This is a genomic window from Caballeronia sp. EK (genome assembly GCF_014384845.1).
Taxonomy (GTDB): domain Bacteria; phylum Pseudomonadota; class Gammaproteobacteria; order Burkholderiales; family Burkholderiaceae; genus Caballeronia; species Caballeronia jiangsuensis.
Window position 1 is genome coordinate 18,537 of the sequence record NZ_JACSUE010000019.1, and the last position, 23,377, is coordinate 41,913.

Here is a 23,377-nt window from a genome sequence, read left to right on the forward strand (position 1 = left end):
CGCTCGTTGATGTTCCGGGGACGAGGCGAGAAACGAGTCTAACCCAACTCTACCGGGCTTCTGACCTCGGCCATTCGGCCAGGTTCTCGTCACCGCGCCCGCTTTGCTATGCTGGCGCCTGGACTTACAAAGCTTTTCGAATCCCGCCATTTCAGGCCGCATAGCAACGGCGCTTCCATGCTCGAACTCTTTTATTCGAATCGTCACGAGACGCTCGCCGCTGCGCTTTTCGAGGACCTCGACGCGTTCGCGATGCGCGAGAGCGATCCCTTCGCGCGCGAAGCCGTCATCGTGCCGAGCGCGGCCGTGCGGCGGCGGCTCGAACTCGACATGGCCGAGCGCTTCGGCATCTGCGCGAACGTCGATTTTTGCTATCTCGCGCAGTGGCTCTGGGCGCAGATCGGGCGCGTGCTGCCCGTGGCCGTGCATTCGCCGTTCGCGCCGGACCGGCTTGCGTGGCGCTGCTACCGGCTGTTCGAAGACCCGTCGATCGGCGATTCGGCGCGGCTATCGACATATCTCGACGCCGCCGACGATTCGATGCGCTACGAGCTCGCGCGCCGCATCGCAACGGTCTTCGATCACTACCTGACATATCGGCCCGAGTGGCTCACGCACTGGCAGGCGGGCGGCTCGATTCTCGCGGGCAGCGGTGTCGAGACCGATGCGCGCGGCCCGCGTCTCGCGGGCGCGAACGATATCCAGCGCGAGGACGAGCGCTGGCAGGCGGCGCTCTGGCGCGCGCTGCTCGCGGATCTCGCACACGATGCGAACGGCGCCGAAAAAGATCCGACGCCGCCCGCGTACCGCTTTCTCGCCGATGCGTCCGGCTTCGATCTCGATGCCGTGATGCATGCGCAATGGCCGCGCCGCATCAGCGTGTTCGCCTTGCCGACGATGCCGCCGCTGCATATCGCGCTGTTGCGCGAGCTGTCGCGCTGGATCGACGTGCGCGTCTATGCGCAGAATCCTTGCCGCGAGTTCTGGTACGACATCGTGAGCGAGGCGCGCGTCGAGCAACTCGAACTGAAGGGCGAAGCCGACTATCAGGAAGTCGGCCATCCGCTGCTCGCGGAATGGGGCCGACAGACGCAGGCGCAACTGCATATGCTGCACGAGCTGACCGAAAGCGCGGCGTCGAGCGAGCGGCAACTCTTCGAGGACAATCCCGCGCCGACGTGGCTCGCGCGCGTGCAGAACGGCATCCTCGCGCTCGATGAAGAAAGCATCGAGCCGCAGCCCGAAACGATCGTCGGGAACGGCATCGAAGTGCATGTCTGTCATAGCCTGTCGCGCCAACTCGAAGTGCTGCACGACCGTCTGCTCGACTGGTTCGACGAGATCGAAGGCCTGGAGCCGTCGGACGTGCTCGTCGCGTTTCCGGATCTCGCGGTGGCGGGGCCGCTCATCGACGGCATCTTCGGCACCGCGCCCGCGGGCGCTAGCAACGAGCGGCGGCGCATTCCGTATCGCATCACGGGCCTGCCGCCGTCGCAGGCGAATCCGGTCGCGCGCGCGCTCATCGACTGGCTCGCGCTCACCGAGCGCAGCGTCGGCGCGCCCGAACTCGTCGAATGGCTGCGCGTGGATGCGATCGCGGCGCGCTACGGCATCGACGCCATCGCGCTCGAAACCGCGCAGGCGTGGCTTGCGGCGGCAGGCGCGCGTCGCGGATTGCGGCCCGACGAAGTCACCGCCGCCGACGTGCCCGCCGCGCGCCACACGTTCGCCGACGCCCTCACGCGCCTCTATCTCGGTTACGCGCTGCCGGGCGGCGGCGCGCCTGTCGACGAATGGCTGCCTATCGAAGGCGCGAATGGCTCCGACGCCGAGTTGCTCGGCCGTCTGACGCGCTTCGTCGACGATATCGACGCGTTCGCCGAACGCATCGCCACGTCGCGCACCGCGCGCGCCTGGGGCGATCTGCTGCTCGATGCGCTCGAACGTTTCTTCGACGCGGGCGTCGCGTTCACCGACGCCATCGGCGACGTGCGCCGCGCGATCGATTCGCTCGTCGTCGCGATGGACGAAGGCGCGGGCGAGACCGACGTATCGGCTGCCGTGATCCGCACCGCGCTCAGCGATACACTCGACGATCCAGCACGCGGCGGGGTGCCGTGGGGCGGCGTCACGTTCTCGTCGCTGACGAGCCTGCGCGGCCTGCCGTATCGCGTGGTGTGCCTGCTCGGCATGGACGACGGCATGCTGCCGAGCCTCACGCGCGCCGACGAGTTCGATCTGATGGCGCGTTTCGGCAAGCTCGGCGACCGTCAGCGCCGCGACGACGAGCGCAACCTGTTCCTCGATCTCATGCTCGCCGCGCGCGACCGGTTCATGATCGCGTACACGGGGCGCAGTATCCGCGACAACGCGGTGCTGCCGCCCGCCGCGCTCATCGACGAACTGCTCGACTATCTCGCGCAGTCCGTCGCGGGCAAACATGCCGCGCCCGACGAACTCGAAGCGGCGCGCGCGCGTTTCGTGTTCGAGCATCCGTTGCAGCCGTATGCGCCGGAATATTTTCACGCAGACGGCCGACTCTTCACCTACGAGCCCGAGCGCGCCGAACTCGCTCGCGCGCTGGAATCGGGCAAGTCGCAGTCCGTCGCGCGGTTTTTCTCCGCGCCATTGCCGCAGGAGGAGGACGTCCAGACCGTCGCGTTCGACGACTTCGTGCGCTTCTGGCGCCATCCCGCGCGCGCGTTGTTGCGTGACCGCCTCGGCATTGCGCTCGTCGATGCCGAAGCCGAACTCGACGAAACCGAGCCGTTCGAACTGGGCTTCGCGGGCCGCGACGCGCTCGCCGCGCGCGTATTGCCCGCGCTGCTCGAAGCCGCCGACGACGGCGAGCGCGCCGCACGCGAACGCGCGAGACGCGTCGCGCGCGCGAGTCCGGAAATGCCCGGCGGCGCAACGGGCAGCGTGTGGCAGGCGCGCGAGCTTCACGCGCTCGGGCAACTGGCCGAACGCGTGCGCGCTTCGACATCGGCGGGTGTCGAGCGCCTGCCGTTCTCGCTCGATCTCGAGCCGCGCTGGCCCGACACCGCGGGCATCGCGCTCTTCGGCGCATATGACGACACGCTCATCGACGTTCGTCCGATGACGCTCGTCGGCACGCTCAACGCGCTGACGCCGCAAGGCCAGGTGATCTATCGCTACGATGCGCCGCGCGCGCGTGATTATCTGTCCGCGTGGCTCGCGCATCTCGCGTATTGCGCGGCGCTGCCCGATGGTCCGCGCCGCACGATCTGGCACGGGCGCGGGTCGCAATCGGCGGATTTCGAGCTGATGCCCGTCGCCGATCCGCTCGCGCATCTCGCCGCGCTGGCGTCGCTCTATCGCGCGGGACGGCGCATGCCGCTCAGGTTCTTTCCGAAGAGCGCATGGCTCAAGGTGAAGGAGGGCGACTCGAAAGCGCAGGCCGCGTGGGAGTCCGAACGCACGCGCGCCGAATCCGACGATCCGGTGTTTCGCATCGCGTTTCGCGGCGCAGACCTCGCGCTCGACGACGCCTTCGCCGCGCTCGCGCGCATCGTGTTCGATCCGCTCGCACAACATCTGCGGAGCGGCGCATGACGAACCTCACGACATTCATGGATGACACCGGCGTGCAGGAACTCGACGTCTTCTCCTGCGCGCTCGATGGCGTGAATCAGATCGAGGCTTCCGCCGGCACCGGCAAGACCTGGAACATCTGCGCGCTGTACGTCCGCCTGCTGCTCGAAAAGCGCCTGTCCGTCGAGCAGATTCTCGTCGTAACTTTCACGAAGGCGGCGACCGCCGAGTTGCACGAGCGCATCCGCTCGCGGCTCGCGGGCGTCGCGCATGCGATCGAAAACGGCGATGCGGCCGGCGATCCGTTCATCGAGCAACTCTTCGAAACGACGCTCGCAGAGATCGACGCGGCCGAGGCGGCGAAGCGCTTGCGCATCGCCGTGTCCACCTTCGATCAGGCCGCGATCCACACGATTCACGCGTTCTGCCAGCGCGCGCTGCAAGAGGCGCCGTTCGCCGCCGCGATGCCGTTCGCGTTCGAGATGGAAGCCGACGACAGCGCGCTGCGTTTCGAGCTCGCAGCGGATTTCTGGCGCGAGCGCGTGGAGCCGGTCGCGGCGCGCACGCCGTCGTTCGCGTCGTGGCTCGTCGCGAAGGGCGCGGGGCCGGCATCGCTCGATGCGCAGCTCGCCCGGCGTCTGAAAAAGCCGCTCGCGGCGCTGCGTTTCGGCGATACGAATGCCGCCGAAGCGGCCGACATGCAGGCGCTGTTCGACCAGGCCTGCGCGTTGTGGAACGCCGAACGCGACGGCATCGCGAAGCTGCTCTTCGACGCCGAAGCCATCCTCAACAAGACGACGCACAAGCGCACGATCCTCGATGCGGCCATCGACGCGTGGGCCGACTACTTCGCCAATGCCGACTGTCACGCGCCGCCGCCGAAGGAAGCGCTCAAGCTCACCGCGACCGCGCTCGCGAAGGGCACCAAGGGCAAGAACACGCCGCCCGCGCACGCGTTTTTCGATCAGGCCGATGCGCTCGCTGCATCCGCCGCCGCAGCCGAGGCGTCGCAGCGCGCGATGTGGCTCGACATCGTGCGCGAGTGGCTCGATCACGCGCCCGCGGAACTCGCCGCGAGAAAGCGCGCGCGCCGCGTCGTATCGTTCGACGATCTGCTGTCGAACCTGCATCACGCGCTCGTCAGGCACGCGTGGCTCGCCGAGGCGTTGCGCGCGCGCTATCCGGCGGCGCTCATCGACGAATTCCAGGACACCGATCCGCTGCAATACGCGATCTTCAACCGCGTGTTCGCGCCGCACGGGCCGCTCTTTCTCGTCGGCGATCCGAAGCAGGCGATCTACAGCTTCCGCGCCGCCGACCTGCACACGTATCTCGCGGCGCGCGACGGCGCGAGCGCGCGCTATACGCTCGCGGTCAATCAGCGCTCGACGCCGCAGATCATCGAGGCGTGCAATCGCGTGTTCGAAGCGAATCCGGCGGCGTTCATTCTCGATGGTCTCGACTATCAGCCGGTGCGCGCCGGTACTCGCAAACGCGGGCCGTTCGTCGACGGCACGCCGGCCGCGGCCTATGCCGACATCGCCGATTTCTGCGTGTGGATGCTGCCCCACGGCGAATCGGCGCTCCTGAAAACCACCGCGCATCGCGATGCCGCCGAAGCCTGCGCCGCCGAGATCGCGCGGCTCTTGCGCGGCGCGCAGCGCGGCGAGGTGACCATCGGCCGCGCGCCGCTTTCGGCGGGCGATATCGCCGTGCTCGTGCAGACGCACCGGCAGGGCAGTCTCGTGAAGCGCGTGCTCGCGGCGTGGGGCATCGGCAGCGTCGAGCTCGCGCAGGCGTCGGTGTTCGGCTCGCCCGACGCCGAGCAGATCGAGCGCGTGCTCGCCGCCATCGACACGCCGGGCGACTTGCGCCGTCTGCGCGCGGCGCTCGCGACCGACTGGTTCGGCCTCGACGCCGCCGCGCTCTGGCGGCTGGAGCACGCGGACGCGGCCGATCCGCACGGCGAGCCGATCGATTCGACGAGCTGGGTCGAGCGCTTCTCGCGTTATCGCACGATCTGGCATGAGCGCGGCTTCGCGGTGATGTGGCGCACGCTCGCGCGCGAATTGTCGATCGCGACGCGTCTCGTCGCACGGCCCGACGGCGAGCGCAGGCTCACCAACGTGAATCATCTGGCGGAGTTGCTGCAGGCGCGTTCAGCCGAACAGCCCGGCATCGCGCCGACGCTGCGCTGGCTCGCAGCGCAACGCGAGCAGCAGGGCGGCGGCGAGGAAGCGCAACTGCGCCTCGAATCCGATCGCAATCTCGTGCAGATCGTGACCGTTCACAAGTCGAAGGGACTGGAATACGCGGTCGTGTTCTGTCCGTTCCTGAACGATGGCGCATCGCGCGAGCGGTCGAAATCGGGCTTGCCCGATGCGCGCGAGTATCACGACGACGCGGGCGAAGCCGTGCTCCATTACGGCATCGAAGGCAATGAAGACGATCACGTGAGCGCGGCGATCGCGCGCGAGCAGGCGGCCGAGCGCGCGCGTCTCGTCTACGTCGCGTTGACGCGTGCGGTGTTCCGCTGCTATGTCGTGGCGGGATTCTATGTGTCGAACCGATCGACGAAGGAATCGCGTCGCAGCGTGCTCAACTGGCTCGTCGCGGGCAGCGGGAAAGATTTCGATGCGTTCTGCGACGAGCCGCCCGAGGAAGCGGATGTCGTCGCGGCGTGGAATGCGGTCGCGGCGCGCTCGGACGGCGCGATCGGCGTTGCGCCGTTGCCTGTGATCGATATGCGCGAGCCGCTCGTCGCGGATGCGACGAATCAGCACGAGATCGCCGCGCGCGTGAATCAGCGCATTCTGCGCGATCGCTGGCGCATGGCGAGTTTCAGCTCGCTGATCGCGGCTGGTGCGCGCGACGAGGCGAATCAGGCGCAGCCAGCCGAAGCGCGTCCCGATCACGATGAACTCGCCGCGCTCGATGACGCCGCACGAATAGCGCCATCCGCGCGCGACGAATCGCAACTCGCGCCCGACGACATACTCGCGTTCCCGCGCGGCGCGGCGGCGGGCGAGTGCCTGCATCGCATGTTCGAGCTCGCGGATTTCACCGAGCCGTCCGGCTGGCCCGCTGCCGTCGAACGCGCGCTGCACGAGCATCCGACGCCCGCGCCGGACGCGCTCGCCCCGCGCCTGCGGCCGATGATGCTGCGTCTGCTCGCCGATACGGTCGCCGCCGAGATCGCGCCCGCCATGCGGCTTCAGACTATCGCGATGACGCGTCGCATGAACGAGCTGGAGTTTCTGTTTCCGGCGCATGCGCTCGATTTCACCGCGATGCGGCGTTTGCTCGCCGCGCACGGATTTCCCGACGTCGCCCTCGAAAGCGGCGCGTTGCGCGGGTTCATCAAGGGATTCATCGACATGATCGTCGAGCATGAAGGCCGCTACTGGATCATCGACTGGAAGTCGAATCATCTTGGCGATGCCGCTTCCGACTACGCCGCCGCACCGCTCGCCGTGGCGATGGCGGAACATGCGTATCACCTTCAGGCGCTCATCTATGTGGTGGCGCTGCATCGTTACCTGCGCGCGCGTCTGTCGGACTATGCGTACGACAAGCATATCGGCGGATATCTGTATCTGTTCGTGCGCGGCGTTCGTCCCGACTGGCGAGATGGCGAATCCGCAAGCGGTGTGCATCGCGGACGGCCGTCGCTGGAACTGGTCGAGGCGCTCGATCGATTGATGTCGGGAGGCGTCGCATGAGCACGCTCGATTCAATGGAAGCGGCGCGCCCCGTGCCCGCGCCCGCGGACGAGAGCGCGGCGCTCGCCGAAGGCTTCGCGCGGCGTCTGAGCGCACTCGCGGCGCGGCTGGGCGCCGACGAGCGAAGCGTGCTGTGGACCGAGCGCGCTGCGCTCGCGATGAGCCGCGCGACTGCGCAAGGTCACGTGTGCCTGCCGCTCGGCGCGCTCGCCCGGCGTCACGAGGCGCACTTCAACGAAGCGCGCGACGCGCTGCTCGCGAGCGGCGTCGCGTGCCTTGCGCGCAGTAACGCTCGCGGCAACGCCGCTGATCTTTTGCCGCTCGTCATCGACGAAGATGGGCGGCTTTATCTCGCGCGTTACTTCGAGTACGAGCGGCGGCTCGCGGAGGCGCTCGTCGAACGCTCGCGCGATGCGCGCGTGCCCGTCTCGCGGGAGGGCATCGCGCAGCAGGCCGGGCGCATCGCGCGTTACTTCGGTCCGCGCGAGGACGACGACATCGACTGGCAGCGCGTCGCCGCACTGGTCGCGCTGGCGGGGCGGCTCACGATCGTGAGCGGCGGGCCGGGCACCGGCAAGACGACGACGGTGGTCGGTGTGCTCGCGTGTCTGCTTGATACCGATCCGGATGTGCGCATCGCGCTCGCCGCGCCGACCGGCAAGGCCGCGCAACGCATGCAGGAGGCGCTCATCGAGCGCGCGGACAAGCTGCCGCCGGAACTCGCGGAGCGCCTGCCGCGCACGTCGTTCACCTTGCAGCGGCTGCTCGGCGTGCAGTCGGACGGGCGCTTCCGGCATCATCGCGACAATCCCTTGCCGTATGACGTGATCGTCGTCGACGAAGCCTCGATGATCGACGTCGCGCTCGCGGCGCATCTGCTCGAAGCGGTCGCCCCGGCGAGCCGTCTCGTGATGCTCGGCGACAAGGATCAGTTGTCGGCCGTGGAAGCCGGCGCGGTGTTCGCGGAACTGAGCGCGCAGCCGTCGTTCAGTGTATCGGGCAAGGCGCGCATCGCGGCGGCGCTCTCGATCGATGCGAAGCGGCTCGAAGCCGCGTTGCCGCACGCCCGCACGCCAAAGAGCGAGCCGCAACTCGGACTATTCGACATTGCGTCCGCCGACGATTCCGAAGGCTACGGCGCGCTCTTCGATACGCTGCCCGATGACTGGAGCGGGCGGGGCAAGGAAGGCGAAGGCGCGCTGACCGATTGCGTCGTGTGGCTGCAGAAGAATTATCGGTTCGGGCTTGATTCGGACATTGGCCGTCTGTCGATCGCGATCCGCAACGGCGACGAACAGGCCGCGCTCGATGCGCTCGATCCATCCGGCGCGCGCGCGGCCGTGCTCTTCGACGACGGCGACGCGGCGCTGTCCGAGCGCACGCTCGCGCGCCTCGCCAAAGGCTTCGCGCCGTATGCCGAAGCGCTGTCCGCCGCGCTCGATGGCGCAGAGGCCGATCACGCCCGGCTCTTCGACGCGCTCAATCGCTTTCGCGTGCTGTGCGCGACCCGCAAAGGACCGCGCGGCGTCGATGAAGTGAACGCGCGCATCGCCGCGAAAGTGCGCGAGCAGGCGGGCATCGCGCTTGCGCTCGGCGCACAGTGGTTTGCGGGACGGCCGGTGATCGTCACGCGCAACGATTACGCGCTCGGGCTGTTCAACGGCGATATCGGGATTGCGCTGCCGGGCGTGGACGGATCGCTGCGCGTCGCGTTCCGCATGGCCGATGGCGCGCTGCGCTATGTGTCGCCCGCCGCGCTGCCGCCGCACGACACCGCGTTCGCGCTCACGGTGCACAAGTCGCAGGGATCGGAATTCGAGCACGCGGCGCTTGTGTTGCCCGGCGCGTTCGTGCGCGTGCTGTCGCGCGAACTGGTGTACACGGCGATCACGCGGGCGAAGCGCAGGGTGGAGGTCATCGGCTCGGCGGCGATTTTCGCGCAGGCCGTGAGGGAGCCGACGCGGCGCGATTCCGGACTTGCGGCGAGAATACGGCGTCTCACATGAGTGCAGGACAAGAAGGAGCCGACCGATGACGATGACCGACAGCCTCGCCGTGCCGCCGAATGAAATCGAGCTGACGGCCGTGCGCGCGCAAGGCGCGGGCGGTCAGAACGTCAACAAGGTGTCGAGCGCGATCCATCTGCGTTTCGACATCCGCGCGTCGTCGCTGCCGGAGTACATCAAGGATCGCCTGCTCGCGCTCACCGATAGCCGTGTCACGCGCGAGGGCGTGATCGTCATCAAGGCGCAGGAGCATCGCACGCAGGACATGAATCGCGCGGCGGCGCTGGCGCGGCTGGATGAGCTCATTCGGAGTGTCGCCGTCACGCGGCGCAAGCGGATCGCGACGAAGCCGACGCGCGCATCGCAACGACGTCGCGTGGAGGGGAAGGTGAAGCGTGGCGCGATCAAGGCGGGAAGGGGGCCGGTGCGGGGGGATTGAGTTGGGCTTGTTGCGGCTTCGGGGGCGCACCGATGCGCGGGGCGGGAAAGTATGACTTCAGGACATCGCGGCCGATCATCGAAGCAGCGAGATCTGGATAGATCAGTGCGTGATGCGCCGAGGCCACGTCATGCGTGTCCTTCCAGTAGTCGAACAGCCGACGACCGTGTAGATGAGCGTCTTCCATCTCGAATTCGAGATTAGCGGAGGAAGCTGTGCCGGAGCAGTTCGGTGCTGAACCAATTCGCTTGAATCACAAGCTTGTCAGAATGCGCGAGCCTCTTGTCGGCGATCTCAGGCGAGGGCCAAGGGCGGCTGGCAAGCATGGCCAACGTGCGTGTGACCGCGGGCCTGAGCGAGCTGCTTTCTTTGGTTACTTTCTTTGCAGCAGCAAAGAAAGTGACTGCCGCCCCGCACAGGGGCAATGCTAATAGACCGACACGAACACAAGGTTCCCCAAAACCTCAAGGCGCAAGCTTACGCCGCCCAACGAACGGAACACGCTTCACGGCACCGGTAGCAAGCGCAGTCCCCGCAAGCACGATCCCACACCCCGCGATCATCGCAACCGACACATGTTCGCCAAGAAACACCGCGCCCCACAGAATCCCGAAGAGCGGAATGACGAAGGTGACGGTCATCGCGCGGGCGGGCCCCGCGACCGCGACCAGATGGAAATAGATGAAGTACGCGATGCCCGTGCAGCCGATGCCGAGCGCGAGCACCGCGCCCCACGCATGCGCCGAAACCGGCACGGCGGGCCAAGTGAAAAACGCGATCGGCGCGAGCGTGAGAGTCGCGCCGATCATGCTGCCGGCGGCGTTGGTCATCGCGTCGACGTCCATCAGATACTTCTTCGCGAAGTTGCCCGCGACGCCATAAAGCGCCGATGCCGCGAGCGCCGCAGCCGCCGCCAGCATGCCCTGCACCGGCAAAGCGGCATCGTGCCCGCCGTGATCCGGCGCGATCTGATTCCACACCAGCACGAGCACGCCCGCGAAGCCGATCGCCATGCCGATCGAGCGTGCCGTCGTCAGACGGTCCCGGAGCCACAGGAAAGCGACGAGCGCGCCGAAGAGCGGCGTCGTCGCATTGATGACGGACGTCGCGCCGGCCGAAAGCGTCAGCTCGGCATACGCGAAAAGACAGAACGGTGCCGCGGAGTTGAGAATGCCGACGGCCAGCAACTGAAGCCAGCGCGTGCGCAGCGTCTTGACGGTGGCGGCGAACGGGCGTCGCGCAAGCAGCATCGCGACCAGAAACACCGCGCCGATGCCCACGCGCAAGGCCATCAGCGGCGCGACGCCGAACTCGGCCACGCCGACGCGGATAAAGAGAAACGATGCGCCCCACAGGGCGGCGAGCACGATCAGTTGCAGCAGATTGGCGGGTGACATGGCGAGGCGGACTTCGGGATGCTGATTGAAAGTCCGCGCATGTTAGCACCGCGCCCGTACCGATAAAACGCCCGCCGAACGAAAGCGCAAGAAGCGGGAGAAGCGCGCCGGGTTTTCAGTGCGGCGGAATCATCCACGTCAGAACGTTCTGCTGCAGCCACACGAGCACGCCGAGCACGATCGTGAGCAGGATCGAATGTTTGAAGGTGCGCACGAACACGACACCTTCCTTCCCTTTGAGCTCGGTCGTCGCCACGCCGGTCGAGATGTTCTGCGGCGAGATCATCTTGCCCATCACGCCGCCCGACGAGTTGGTCGCCGCCATCAGCACCGGATTCAGGTTCAGCTGATTCGCCGCCACCACCTGCAGATTGCCGAACAACGCGTTGCCCGACGTGTCGCTGCCGGAGAGGAACACGGCCACCCAGCCGAGGAACGCGGACACGAGCGGGAAGAACGGCCCGACCGACGCCACGCCCAGACCGAGGGTGTAGTTCATGCCCGAATAGTTCATCAGATACGCAAGGCCGACGATCGTCGCGACCGTCAGAATCGCGATGCGCGTCTGCACCCACGTATCCGCGATCGCCGCGCCGTACTCGCGCGCGGGCAGCTTCACGAGCAGCGCCGTGATGATCGACGCCACCAGGATCGCGGTGCCGGTCGCGAGCGGCTGGAAGTCCCAGATCGCGCCGTACGGCTGGTTATAGAGCGTGATGTAGACGGCCTTGTCGAGACCGGGCCACGGAACCTTGACGTCGCCGATCAGGAAAATCTTGAGCACCGTCCACACGATCACCACCACCGATACGACGATCCACGGCACCCAGCCGTGGCCGCCCGAAAGCGTCGCGCCCGTATTGCCGAGGCGCTCGACGTTCACGGCGAAGCGCTCGTCGGCGACGGGCTTCCACACGCGCAGGAACGCGATCGTCAGAATCAGCGAGACGAGCGACGAAAGCACGTCGGTCAGCGCATAGCTGATGTAGTTCGACGTCACGAACTGCGTGAGCGCGAACGCGCCGCCGGAGACGAGCAGCACGGGCCACACGCGCATCATGTTGCGAAAGCCCGCGTAAATGCCGATCACGTAAAACGGCAGGAAGAACGCGAAGAACGGCAACTGGCGGCCGACCATTTTCGCGAGCGCATCGGTCGGCAGGTGCGTGACCGCGCCGAGCACGGTGATCGGCACGCCGAGCGCGCCGAACGCGACCGGCGCCGTGTTGAAGATCAGCGTGAAGGTGAGCGCTTCGAGCGTCGGGAAGCCGAGCAGAATCAAGAGCGAACTCGTGATCGCAATCGGCGTGCCGAAACCCGAGATCCCTTCGAGGAGCGCGCCGAACGAGAAGCCGATCACGACGAGCACGATGCGCCGGTCGTTCGGGAGGTTATCGACCATCCACAGGCGGAACGCCTCGAAACGCCCCGAGCGTTGCGCGACGTTGTAGAGCAGGATCGCGGCGAAGACGATCCACATGACCGGCCACAGCGCGAACACGGCGCCGGCCGCGACCGAATCGAGCGCGAGCGCGACCGGGAAATGCCAGCCCGCCACGGCGATGACGAGCGCGAGTATCAAGCCCGCGAGCGATGCCTGCCACGCGGGGCGGCGCGCCCAGCCCAGCAGCACGAGCACGAGAATGATCGGCAGCGCCGCGACGATGAACGATGCGAACAGGGAATTGGCGATCGGGGTGAGTAGCTGGTGGAACATCGGGTCTCCTTCTCTTTGTCATGAGCCGAAGCGGCGCGAAGCGAAGCCGCGATGCGCGTGGAGTTCGATGTTAAGCAGTAGCCGGCCGCGGGCTTAAGCAAACGCATAACGCGCACACTAAGAATAGGGCGCGAACGGCCTGCGTCAAGGCGTGAATGCCCGCCCATTGCGGCATCGGCGTGACGGGACGCGCCGCTTGCGGGCGCGTCGTCGATGCGGGAGTTGCGCGGAAGTGGAGGGCGTCAGCCCTTGGCGACCGCGTCCGGCGCGCGTTCGTCATGGCGGACAGATGGCGTCTGGCGGAACACCCACACGGTCAAAAGGCCGAGCGAGGCGAGCATCCACAGCAGGAAAAATATAAAGGCCATCATGTCCGATCCCCCGATACGGAAAGTGCGCCAGCGATGCGCGCGAGGTTTGCTGCGTGGGTCGCCGTCGCGACGTGTCGAATAGGGGAGCTATGTAGCCAGAACTGTGCCAATCGTCTGGCGAAATGTGCCGAAGCCTTGTCGGATAAGGAAAGTGTCCCGGCGCACAGTTGGGTAATGTGCGCGTAAGTCCGCGAGTCGATCAGAAAATGTTGCAGCTATGTTACGCAGGCGCGCGCCGGACGGCTTTTCTGTGTCATCCAACGCGATCGCGACACGGCGCTCAGTGTCCGTGGCCGCCGCCCCCGCCACCGTGCCAGCTGCTGCCGCCACCGTGCCAGCGGCCTCCGCCTCCGCCGCCGTGCCATCCGCCGTTGCCATGCCAGCCTCCGCCGTGCCATCCGTGACCCCAGCAGCAACCGCCGCCGCCCCAGTATCCGAAGCCGATCGAGACCGCCGGATAGCCGTAGCCATATCCATAGCCGTAATACGCCGGATACCCGGCGTACGGATAGTACGGATACGGATAAGGGTACGGATAGGTCTGGTAGTAGTCGGAATAGGGCGAGCCGACGGCGTACTCGTACTGCGGCGGCAGCGTGGCAGGCGAGGCCGCTACCGCCGCTCCCGATGCGGGAACGACGAACTCACGCTGCGCGTAGGTCGCACTCGTGACGGGATAGGGTGGATAAGCCGGATACCCGTAAGGGTAATAGCACCCGCTGAGAAGCAGCCCGGCGGCGAGCGCGGCGGCGGCCGTTCTGGGTCCGGGAATACAGGCGGAAATCATGATGCTGCTCCTTGCGCTACGGCTTGCCGGACTCTTCTCGATGAAAATCGAACGGTCCGTTAGAAACAGCTTAGACGAACGATGGCGCGCAGGCGTCCGATGTCATGTGACAAAGCATTACCGAAACGCCTTTCTGTAACAAACATGAAACAGCGGTTCGGTTTGACGCGGCGAAGCGCAACGCTTCGCCGCCTAAAACGGCCACCTCCTTACTTGCCGACCTGATTGCCGATGACGCCGCCGACTGCAGCGCCGCCCAACGTCGAAAGTGCACTGCCGCCGATCACCGCTCCGCCGGCCGCGCCCACGCCTGCGCCGATCGCGGTATCCCGTTGACGCGTGGTCATGTCGCCGCAAGCGGTCAATCCTCCCAGAAACGCAATGACCATTGCAGCGGCGCCGATCTGTTTGATGTTTTTCATGTCGACTCTCCAATTCGATGATGAGATGAATCGGCTTCGGTTCACACGCGGCTACGCGAGCCGCGCAGTGACCGTTTTCGGCGTCGACCAACGAGGGCCGCCATGTTTTCGCCGGTTCGTTCGCTTCTCTAGCAGGAAAAGTGCCCGAATCGTCCGATGAACCGCTCATCCAGACGCGACAAGGCTTTGCGCCCGATTCCGATAAAAAAACGGCCTGCCGCACGCGCTGTGCGACAGGCCGTTGTCAGCCAGAAACAAGCATCAAGTCGGCTGGTAAATCTCCGAGCCCTTCTTGACGAACTCGATCGCCTTCGTCTCCATGCCCTTCGCGAGCGCCTCGTTTTCGCTCACGCCTTGCTTCGCGGCGAAATCGCGGACGTCCTGCGTGATTTTCATCGAGCAGAAATGCGGGCCGCACATCGAACAGAAGTGCGCGACCTTGGCCGAATCCTTCGGCAGGGTTTCGTCGTGGAATTCGCGCGCCTTGTCGGGATCGAGGCCGAGGTTGAACTGGTCCTCCCAGCGGAACTCGAAGCGCGCTTTCGACAACGCGTTGTCGCGAACCTGCGCGCCCGGATGACCCTTCGCCAGATCCGCCGCGTGCGCCGCCAGCTTGTAGGTGATGATGCCTACCTTGACGTCGTCCTTGTTCGGCAGGCCGAGGTGCTCCTTCGGCGTGACGTAGCAGAGCATCGCGGTGCCGAACCAGCCGATCATCGCCGCACCGATACCCGACGTGATGTGGTCGTATCCCGGCGCGATGTCCGTCGTGAGCGGCCCGAGCGTGTAGAACGGCGCTTCGTCGCACCATTCCAGTTGCAGGTCCATGTTCTCCTTGATGAGCTGCATCGGCACGTGGCCGGGGCCTTCGATCATCACCTGCACGTCATGCTTCCACGCGATCTGCGTCAGTTCGCCGAGCGTCTTGAGTTCGCCGAGCTGCGCTTCGTCGTTGGCGTCGTAGATGGAGCCGGGGCGCAGGCCATCGCCGAGCGAGAACGAGACATCGTATTGCTTCATGATTTCGCAGATGTCTTCGAAGTGCTCGTAGATGAAGCTTTCCTTGTGATGTGCGAGGCACCACTTCGCCATGATCGAGCCGCCGCGCGACACGATGCCCGTCATGCGGTTGGCGGTCAGCGGCACGTATTGCAGGCGCACGCCCGCGTGAATCGTGAAGTAATCGACGCCCTGTTCCGCCTGCTCGATGAGCGTGTCGCGGAAGATTTCCCACGTCAGGTCCTCGGCCTTGCCGTTGACCTTTTCGAGCGCCTGATAGATCGGCACCGTGCCGATCGGCACCGGCGAATTGCGGATGATCCACTCGCGCGTTTCGTGGATGTGCTTGCCCGTCGAGAGATCCATCACCGTGTCGCCGCCCCAGCGGATCGCCCAGGTCATCTTGTCGACTTCCTCGCCGATGGAGGACGTCACCGCCGAATTGCCGATGTTCGCGTTGATCTTCACGAGGAAGTTGCGGCCGATGATCATCGGCTCGCTTTCCGGGTGATTGATGTTTGCCGGGATGATCGCGCGGCCGCGCGCCACTTCCTCGCGCACGAACTCGGGCGTGATTTCCTTTGCCGCGTCCTTGCCGAACGCCGCCGCGCCGAAGGCCTGTCCGGGATGCTGGCGACCCATCATCGCGGCGAGCTTTTCGCCGTTTGGGCCGCTGTGCTTCAGGCTTTCGAGGTATTCCGCGCGCCGCTGGTTTTCGCGGATCGCGATGTACTCCATCTCGGGCGTGATGATGCCTTGCCGTGCGTAGTGCATCTGCGAGACGTTCTTCCCGGCCAGCGCGCGGCGCGGATGACGATGCAGGTCGGGAAAGCGCAGTTCGGCCGTCTTCGGATCGGCGGCGCGCTCGCGGCCGAATTCGCTCGACAGTCCGTCGAGCTGTTCGGTGTCGCCTCGTGCTTCAATCCATTGCGCGCGCACGGCGGGCAGACCCGCGCGGATGTCGATGTTCGCGTCGGGATCGGTGTACGGGCCCGAGGTGTCGTACACGTACACCGGCGGGTTCTTCTCCGCCCCGAAGCCGTCGGGGGTGTCCGATTGCGTGATCTCGCGCATCGGCACGCGGATGTCGGGCGTCGAGCCGGTCACGTAGACCTTGCGCGAGTTCGGCAGCGGCGCGATGGCGGCGGCATCGACGACGGCGTTCTCGGACAGGAACTTCGGGTTGGCATTCATGTGCTGTCTCTCCTGTAGGGATGGTTTATTGCCGAAGCACGACGACGCACACACGAACGCAGTCGAGCTCGGCTGATTCAGGAGCTAAACAGGGAGGAACGAGATGGAAAGGTACGGGTCCGGAAGAAGTGGCTGGATGCTGCAAACCATGGAACCCGAACGCTTCCCTGCGCTGGCATTATCCAGATCAGGTTCAAAGGGTATTTCTCACCCACGCCACACGAAGCGATTTCGTCGATAAAACCGATCGAGATCGCGATGTGCAACGCAGGACCCCCGCGTTAGCAGCCGACACGTTACACCGCGGCGTGGCGTCTTGGCAACCATTCGTAAAGTTGTGCAAACGCGTTCCGTGCTTACTGCATAATGTCGGGCGCCGCGGATTATCGGGGTTTTCCCGAGGATCGCGCGGTCTCTCCTCGCGCAATCGCACTTCTTTCGTCCCGTCATGCCGTTCAGTCTGGTAGTCGCCGCAGCGTATTTCCCTGTTCCTTTTGCAGTTGTCCGGCGCGCAGCCGTCGCGGAGTAATGCATGTCCGCTTTGCCGCCGCCGCGTCTGCCGTTCAGTTTCCCCGACCGTTTTCCGTTTCGCGCGCCGCGCTCGTTCAAAGGGCAGGTCGCGCTTGCGCTGGCCGTCGTTTATCTCGTGTGGGGCTCGACGTATCTCGGGATTTATTTGTCGCTCGAGTCGTTTCCGCCGCTCATGCTCGGCGGTTTGCGCAACCTGTGCGCCGGTGTCGGGCTGTTCGTGATCGCCGTGCATTGCAAGGCGGTGTGGCCCAGCGCGCGGGAAGTGCGCAATGCGGCGATCGTCGGCACATTGCTGGAGGGTTTGTCGAGCGGGATGATGGCCTACGGCATGCGCACGGTGGGAACCGGCACGGCCGCGGTGATGGTGGCCACCGTGCCGCTCTTCGCGACGATCTTCACCGCGTTGAGCGGACGCGGCGTCGCCAGGGGTGAATGGTTCGCGGTGGCGCTGGGACTCATCGGCATCGTGCTGCTGAATCACGGCGATCCTTCTCCGAGTTCGACCGTCGGCACATTGGCGATTCTGTGTGCCGCGATTTTCTGGGCGGGCGGCGCGCATCTGGCGACGCGTCTGCCGCAGGCTTCGGATCTTCTGATGTCGACGGCTTTGCAGATCGGGCTCGGTGGATTGATTGCGACGGGTATCGCGTTGGCGGCGGGGGAGCGAGTGACGCATATGAGCGTCGGCGCGGGATTTTCGTTTATTTATCTCGTGGTGATCGGATCGATGGCGGCTTATGTCGCGTATAACTTCTTGATTCGGAATACGAGCACGATTGTCGCGACGAGTTGTCTTTATGTGAATCCGGTCGTTGCGGTATTGCTGGGGGCGTTGCTGCTCGGGGAAATCATCACGCAATGGACTGTTATCGCGACGGTCGTGATTTTGCTTTCGGTCGGGCTTTCGTTCTGGTTTGATTATCGGCGACGGGGGTTGGCTTAGCGCTGGTGGTGAACTGACGCGAAACGGCTTTCGCGCCTGAGGCCGGCAGAGCGAACAACCTGTCTTCGCACTTGCCCTGGCATTTCAATTCGAGTGTCACGGGATTTTGTAACACGCGGGAAAATGCCCGGTTACTGGAAGAAGTCGCGCAGACGGTCAGCGCGATGTCGGACAAGTCGACTATTTACGCTAACGGCGGCGACCGGGACATCTTCATCAAGGTCATTGAGCGTCATGGAAAAGCCACTAATGACGAGCTGGTCGACTGCACAACGCTAAATACGCCTTCCGATTTCAGCCCCTTTCTCAGCGACGCAATGAGTTGACGGCTTAACTCGCTGTGATTTGTCAAAAAGCGGTGCAATCAACAGTGTCTTCAATCGTCTGACTATAATGCTGTCCGCAAACAATCATATTACTGATTGTTACGGCGGACGTTCGTCATAAAAGACTCTTCGAACGCCTGAAAACATCAAACAAAGCGATTCTGATGTCTCGTTATCCGTGATACGGCGGAATGCCAATAATTTGCGGGCAGCGAGATAACACGTGTTGCAAGTGATTTTCGCGTGAGCGAAAAAGAAGGCTACGTTCGGGAACCTTGGCCGGAATTCGAACGCAGCGAGGGATGTACATCAAATATTTTATTATCGGGAAATTATATATGAAGCGTAATCAAATTCGGTTTAAGCCGGTCATGACGGGGGTGTTGATCAGCATGGCCGTTCTGGCGGGTTCCGGTGCTTCGGCCGGGACGATCACAGGCTGGAACAACACGCTGGGCGTGTCGCCTTGGGGAGAGCCCGTGCCGCGAGACGGTACGAATATCTATGGCGACGACAACCATACAGATGTAATGGCGACCATGATCGGCGATCACCAGGTCAATGCCGATGGTTGGGGAGCCGTTTTGATCGGAAACAACGTGAAAGCGCTTCCGTTAGACGGTTGGGAATATACATCAGGTCCGCCCCAAGCTTCTGTTGTCATCGGACAGTACGCGCAAGCCGGAAACAGCAGCGTCGTCATCGGCACAAACTCGAAAGCTTCTCAAGGTGCCGTCATCGTTGGTGCGAATTCGCGCGCGAGCAATGGCGCGATTGCCGTGGGCGTAGAGGCCTCGTCTACTGAGCGCGGAATAGCGATGGGTTGGGCTTCCAATGCGAGTGGTGAAAGTTCAGTCGCGATCGGCTTCAGGGCGGTTGCTTCAGGTACTGACTCTGTCGCGATCGGCAATGGCAGTAGTGATGGCGGACAAGGGAACGTTTTCAGCGTTGGCGGCGAGATAACGCGTCGGATTATCAACGTCGCCGACGGCATCGACGGCAACGACGCTGTCAACATGAACCAGTTGAACGCAGTAGGCCAACTTGTCGCGCAAAACACCGCCGACATCCTGGCTCTCCAGGGCGGCAACGGGCTTGTCCGGAGCGCGATGCTCCAGTCGACCGTGCGCGCCGCAGCTCCGGTCGTCAGCGCTGCCGTCTCCGACTCGCTCTTCGCAGCGAGTGGCAACGCCGGTGAAACCGCCACGGCATCGGGCACGCACGCCACCGCCATGGGTGCGAACGCGAACGCCAGCGCCGACAATTCGGTCGCCCTCGGTGCGAACTCCGTCGCGGATCGCGCAAATACGGTGTCCGTCGGCGCGGCAGGCAGCGAGCGTCAGATCACGAACGTCGCGGCCGGCACGCAAGGCACCGACGCGGTCAACGTCAATCAGTTGAACGACAAGATCACGCAAGCGAACGCCTACACCGATCAGGCCGTCGCAGGCGAGAAAGCCTATACGGATCAGGCGATCGCCAGCACGCGGCGAGACATGGAACGCTACGCTGATCGTGCAGCGGCGTCGACCTTGGCCATCCCGAGCATTCCGGTGCTGAACCCGGGCGAGAAGTGGGCCGGCGTGGCGGTCGGCAACTACGGCAGCGCGACCGCTGTCGGCGTCGCCGCGGCCTATCAGGTGACGATGAACCTTAACCTGGGTGTCGGTGTCTCGTCGGCAAATGGTGGTTCGACCGCCCTCAAGGCTCAGGCGGGCTACCGCTGGTAAGCACACGTTCGATAGAACGGGCGGCATTCCGCCAGTTCCATCTGATGACACTCGGACCCGGGCACATCGATAACGATGTGCCCGGGTTCGCCATTTGAGACTACGACCGCCAGGCGTCCCGTTCCAGTTCCGCGAGCACCCGTGCCAGCACTTCGTCCCAGTCGCCACACGTTTCCTGGTTGAAGATCCGCATGTTCGGATACCACGGCGTATCCTCACGATCGCGCATCCAGCGCCAGCAGCCCTGATACCGATTGAGCAGCCATACGCGCTTGCCCATTGCGCCGGCGAGATGCGCGATGGATGTGTCCACACAGATCACGAGGTCCAGCGATGCGACGAGCGCGGCGGTATCGGCGAAATCGTCGATCTCGTTCATCCAGTCGACGATATGGGCGCGCTGCCGGCTTTGCAGTTTCTTCGCGTCGCTCACAGGCTTCTGCAAACTGATCCAGAGCGCATGCGGCCAGGAGATGAGCGCGTCGATTTTGTCGACCGGCATGCTTCGTCTCGCATCCACTTCCGGCAGCAGCCCGCCGCCGGCCCATACAAGACCGATACGCGGCCGTGCCGAGTTTTGCAAGCCGGCGAGCCGTTTCGACCAGCGCTGCGCTGCGCGCGGTTCCGCGTGCAAGTACGGAATCGCGGCCGGGATGGAGTCGGCATCCGTGTCGAACGTCATCGGCAGTGACAGCAGCGGGCTGTACATGTCCCACTGTCGCAAGTCAACGCGCGTCGCATCGAGGTACACGAACTTCGATGACGTCGAACCGAAAGCGCGGCTCAACAGGCGCCGAAGAGGTTCGGGGCAGGCAAAGCCCACCTGGGAGAAACGCTCCATCGCCATCGGGATATACCGGCAGAAGTGAAGCGTGTCACCCAGCCCCTGCTCGTGCAGTACCAGCAGACGATCCTGATCTGCCCGCGTGCTTTCGCCTTTCCATTGAGGCATCGGCAGATTCGGAGGATTGATCTTCGAATCGCCGCGCTCATCCAGAAACGTGGACCATCGATGTTCGAAATGCGGCCACGCGTCCCTGTATCGACCCGACGCGAGCAACGCGTGACCGAGGTTGCCATGAGCTACCGGATTCGCCGGTTGGATCGCCAGCGCATGATGGAGTTGCTCGACGGCCGCGTCGAGCTGGCCAAGCGATCTTAAGGACACACCGAGATTGTTATGCGCCTCGACATGACCGGGGTTGAGATCGATCACCTCTCGATATACCGCAGCCGCTTCCGCAAAGCGCAGATCCAATTGCAGCGCGCGACCGAGGTTATAGAGCAGGACGCTCTTATCGATGTCCGGGCGCCCTTGCGCTGCGATTTCGAGTGCGGTTCGCGCGATTTCCGCGGCGCGGGCGAATGCGCCCAGGTGCGTCTGAATCACGCTGAGCGTATTGAGGAAGACCGGATTCGGCGAACGCTCGATTGCTTTCAGAGCCCAGCGTTGCGCGTCTTTTGCATCGTCAAGCGCAAGCGCGGTGATACCACGCAAATGGAGCACATCCGCGTTATCCGATTCGATGCTCAGACATCGTTCACTCCAAAACACAGCGCCTTGCCATTGGCCAGCGTTATAGCAATCGGCCGTCGACTGAAAATCATCCTGCATTCCTGAAGCGACTCCGAATGTTTTGCGAACCACGTCACCGATTCTATCCATCGGTTTCGATTTGCCACTCGCCAGATTGGAAAATTGAGTGTTTCTATCGTGGGATTTGCAGCCGTGTCATCGTGCCGAACTCGCCGCTCGTACCTTCCCGAAGCAATCCTCTAACGAAACCAAAGCCTTATCCCACAAGGCTTCGCGGCCTACCCACGCGCCCACGCACCGATCAAGGGCACGTCGATTGCTCAATGCGAACGCCCGTTCCACGCGTCTTCGCATTCGAACTTCGTCGCAAGCGGGCAGGGAAGGCCAACAAGGGAGAGTCCCAGCCGGGCATCGCACCCCCGCGCCACGGACTCGAATAGAAAAGAACCAGAGAAAAGGTGGAACCATGAAGCTCATCCGCACCGCTGCCGCGCTCGCCGCCGTCGCCGCTTTGCTCTCCGCTTGCGGCGGAAGCTCCGACGATGTCGGCAAGGAAATCGGCGTCACCCCGGCGCAGGTCCATTTCATTCACGCGATTCCGAGCGGCCCGAACGTCGACTTCTACGACAACGCCAAGATCCTGCAGCCGAATCTCGCCTACAAGGCGGTGACCAACTTCGCGAACATCGACACGGGCCAGCACAGCTTCTCCTACGCGGCCGTCAACACGACGACGCAACTCGCCACCGACACGAGCATCTCGAACGCGGCGAAAGGGCACGAATACACGGTGATCGCGCTGCCTGACGCGGGCTTCCTGCCGTCGATCGCGGTCATCGACGATCCGTTCGACAAGGGCTTGCTGTCGAGCAGCGCGCGCGTGCGCGCATTCAACGCGTCGACGAACGCGCCGAACCTCGATATCTATCTCGTCGCGCCGGGGACGAACATCGCGAGCGTCAGTCCGACGATGGCGGGTGTCGCCTACAAGAACGCCGTGCCCGCGACGACGCAGGATTCCATCTATGTCTCGGGCGGCACGTACCAGTTGATCGCGACGCTGCCGGGCACGAAGACGCCGGTCTACACATCGGCCTCGTTCACGCTCGTCAACAACGCGGACTGGCTCGTGACGACGCTGCCTTCAGGCAATGCGGTCTCGCAACTCGTGCCGGAGAAGATCCGTATGCTGGTCGCGCAGGGCGGCAACACGCAGCAACCGGCGCTGGAACTGCCCGACACGCAATAACGACAAGCGCCTGAAGCAACGAAACCCGGCCGCGCAGCATCGGCCGGGTTTTTTGCGTTTGGCGCGCGCCAACGTCGACGCAAAAAAAATCCCGCCACGCGAACGTGGCGGGAAGACAGGGTCCTACATCAACGCTATGGAACGCCTGAGCGCGTGCGCCGCAACGATGCGGCGCACGTCGCCCGTTACTTGTGCTCCTCGGCGGAATTCGAAATGGCCTGACCGCCCTTCGAAATGTCCTGGCCAGCGCCCGAGACGGTGTTGCAGCCCGCGAGAGCCGCCGTGCCTGCAATCAGCAGTAGAGCGATGAGTCGAGTCATGTTTATTCCCCTTGGAGTTGAAATGCGTGACTGGAATCGGGTTCGCGCATCATGTCTGGTGACGGACCTCTTCGACGCCCCGCATACCGGTGTGAACAATCATAAAAAAATCGGTCGGTCTCAGGCTGTAGG

The 23,377-nt window shown here is 64.4% G+C and carries 16 protein-coding genes and 1 riboswitch; of the genes, 8 read left to right on the forward strand and 8 right to left on the reverse strand.

What is annotated here, in order from left to right; translation table 11 throughout:
* Window positions 1-177: 177 nt before the first annotated feature.
* The 4 genes from recC to arfB are packed head-to-tail and all read left to right on the forward strand — an operon-like array spanning window position 178 to window position 9,722.
* Complete coding sequence (recC, locus tag IAG25_RS35170; protein WP_187608966.1) at window positions 178-3,576, forward strand: exodeoxyribonuclease V subunit gamma; 3,399 nt, start codon at window positions 178-180, stop codon at window positions 3,574-3,576.
* Window positions 3,573-7,277, forward strand: a complete 3,705-nt coding sequence (recB, locus tag IAG25_RS35175) for an exodeoxyribonuclease V subunit beta (RefSeq protein WP_187608967.1) — start codon at window positions 3,573-3,575, stop codon at window positions 7,275-7,277. Before recC ends, recB begins: the two co-directional genes overlap by 4 nt.
* Window positions 7,274-9,283: an AAA family ATPase gene (locus IAG25_RS35180; protein ID WP_187608968.1), complete on the forward strand. Its 2,010-nt coding sequence runs from the start codon at window positions 7,274-7,276 to the stop codon at window positions 9,281-9,283. The genes recB and IAG25_RS35180 overlap by 4 nt, the downstream gene beginning before the upstream one ends.
* A gap of 25 nt (window positions 9,284-9,308) precedes the next feature.
* Window positions 9,309-9,722 (forward strand): alternative ribosome rescue aminoacyl-tRNA hydrolase ArfB, encoded by a 414-nt coding sequence (arfB, locus tag IAG25_RS35185; RefSeq protein ID WP_187608969.1) that lies wholly within the window; start codon window positions 9,309-9,311, stop codon window positions 9,720-9,722.
* Between the two features lie 464 nt (window positions 9,723-10,186).
* Here the strand turns inward: arfB and IAG25_RS35190 are convergent, their stop codons facing one another.
* From IAG25_RS35190 to thiC, 6 genes are all read right to left on the reverse strand, one after another.
* Complete coding sequence (locus IAG25_RS35190; RefSeq protein WP_187608970.1) at window positions 10,187-11,119, reverse strand: DMT family transporter; 933 nt, start codon at window positions 11,117-11,119, stop codon at window positions 10,187-10,189.
* 115 nt (window positions 11,120-11,234) lie between these two features.
* Complete coding sequence (locus tag IAG25_RS35195) at window positions 11,235-12,836, reverse strand: L-lactate permease (protein WP_187608971.1); 1,602 nt, start codon at window positions 12,834-12,836, stop codon at window positions 11,235-11,237.
* 242 nt (window positions 12,837-13,078) lie between these two features.
* The gene (locus tag IAG25_RS41730; RefSeq protein WP_255504175.1) at window positions 13,079-13,207 is read right to left on the reverse strand and encodes a hypothetical protein; all 129 of its coding nucleotides are present in this window, start codon (window positions 13,205-13,207) and stop codon (window positions 13,079-13,081) included.
* 280 nt (window positions 13,208-13,487) lie between these two features.
* Window positions 13,488-13,994, reverse strand: coding sequence for a hypothetical protein (locus IAG25_RS35200; RefSeq protein ID WP_187608972.1), 507 nt, complete (start codon window positions 13,992-13,994; stop codon window positions 13,488-13,490).
* Window positions 13,995-14,203: 209 nt separating this feature from the next.
* Complete coding sequence (locus tag IAG25_RS35205; RefSeq protein ID WP_375336562.1) at window positions 14,204-14,383, reverse strand: glycine zipper 2TM domain-containing protein; 180 nt, start codon at window positions 14,381-14,383, stop codon at window positions 14,204-14,206.
* 294 nt (window positions 14,384-14,677) lie between these two features.
* On the reverse strand, window positions 14,678-16,609 hold the full coding sequence (thiC, locus tag IAG25_RS35210) for a phosphomethylpyrimidine synthase ThiC (protein ID WP_187608974.1): 1,932 nt from the start codon (window positions 16,607-16,609) through the stop codon (window positions 14,678-14,680).
* A 146-nt stretch (window positions 16,610-16,755) separates the two neighbouring features.
* Window positions 16,756-16,897, reverse strand: a riboswitch (TPP riboswitch).
* A gap of 244 nt (window positions 16,898-17,141) precedes the next feature.
* Between thiC and IAG25_RS35215 the strand changes: the two genes are divergently transcribed.
* Together IAG25_RS35215 and IAG25_RS35225 are read left to right on the forward strand one after the other, a co-directional pair.
* Window positions 17,142-18,083 (forward strand): EamA family transporter, encoded by a 942-nt coding sequence (locus IAG25_RS35215; protein ID WP_187608975.1) that lies wholly within the window; start codon window positions 17,142-17,144, stop codon window positions 18,081-18,083.
* A gap of 628 nt (window positions 18,084-18,711) precedes the next feature.
* Entirely contained in the window at window positions 18,712-20,139 is a 1,428-nt protein-coding gene (locus tag IAG25_RS35225) for a YadA family autotransporter adhesin (RefSeq protein WP_187608977.1), read from the forward strand.
* 100 nt (window positions 20,140-20,239) lie between these two features.
* Here the strand turns inward: IAG25_RS35225 and IAG25_RS35230 are convergent, their stop codons facing one another.
* Window positions 20,240-21,397: a tetratricopeptide repeat protein gene (locus tag IAG25_RS35230; protein ID WP_255504194.1), complete on the reverse strand. Its 1,158-nt coding sequence runs from the start codon at window positions 21,395-21,397 to the stop codon at window positions 20,240-20,242.
* Here IAG25_RS35230 and IAG25_RS41735 point away from each other — a divergent pair.
* Together IAG25_RS41735 and IAG25_RS35235 are read left to right on the forward strand one after the other, a co-directional pair.
* Window positions 21,320-21,760 (forward strand): hypothetical protein, encoded by a 441-nt coding sequence (locus tag IAG25_RS41735; RefSeq protein WP_255504195.1) that lies wholly within the window; start codon window positions 21,320-21,322, stop codon window positions 21,758-21,760. The two genes, IAG25_RS35230 and IAG25_RS41735, sit on opposite strands and share 78 nt — an antisense overlap.
* Before the next feature lie 382 nt (window positions 21,761-22,142).
* Complete coding sequence (locus tag IAG25_RS35235) at window positions 22,143-22,925, forward strand: DUF4397 domain-containing protein (RefSeq protein ID WP_187608979.1); 783 nt, start codon at window positions 22,143-22,145, stop codon at window positions 22,923-22,925.
* Between the two features lie 185 nt (window positions 22,926-23,110).
* Here the strand turns inward: IAG25_RS35235 and IAG25_RS35240 are convergent, their stop codons facing one another.
* Window positions 23,111-23,245: an entericidin A/B family lipoprotein gene (locus tag IAG25_RS35240; protein ID WP_016344885.1), complete on the reverse strand. Its 135-nt coding sequence runs from the start codon at window positions 23,243-23,245 to the stop codon at window positions 23,111-23,113.
* Window positions 23,246-23,377 lie beyond the last annotated feature (132 nt).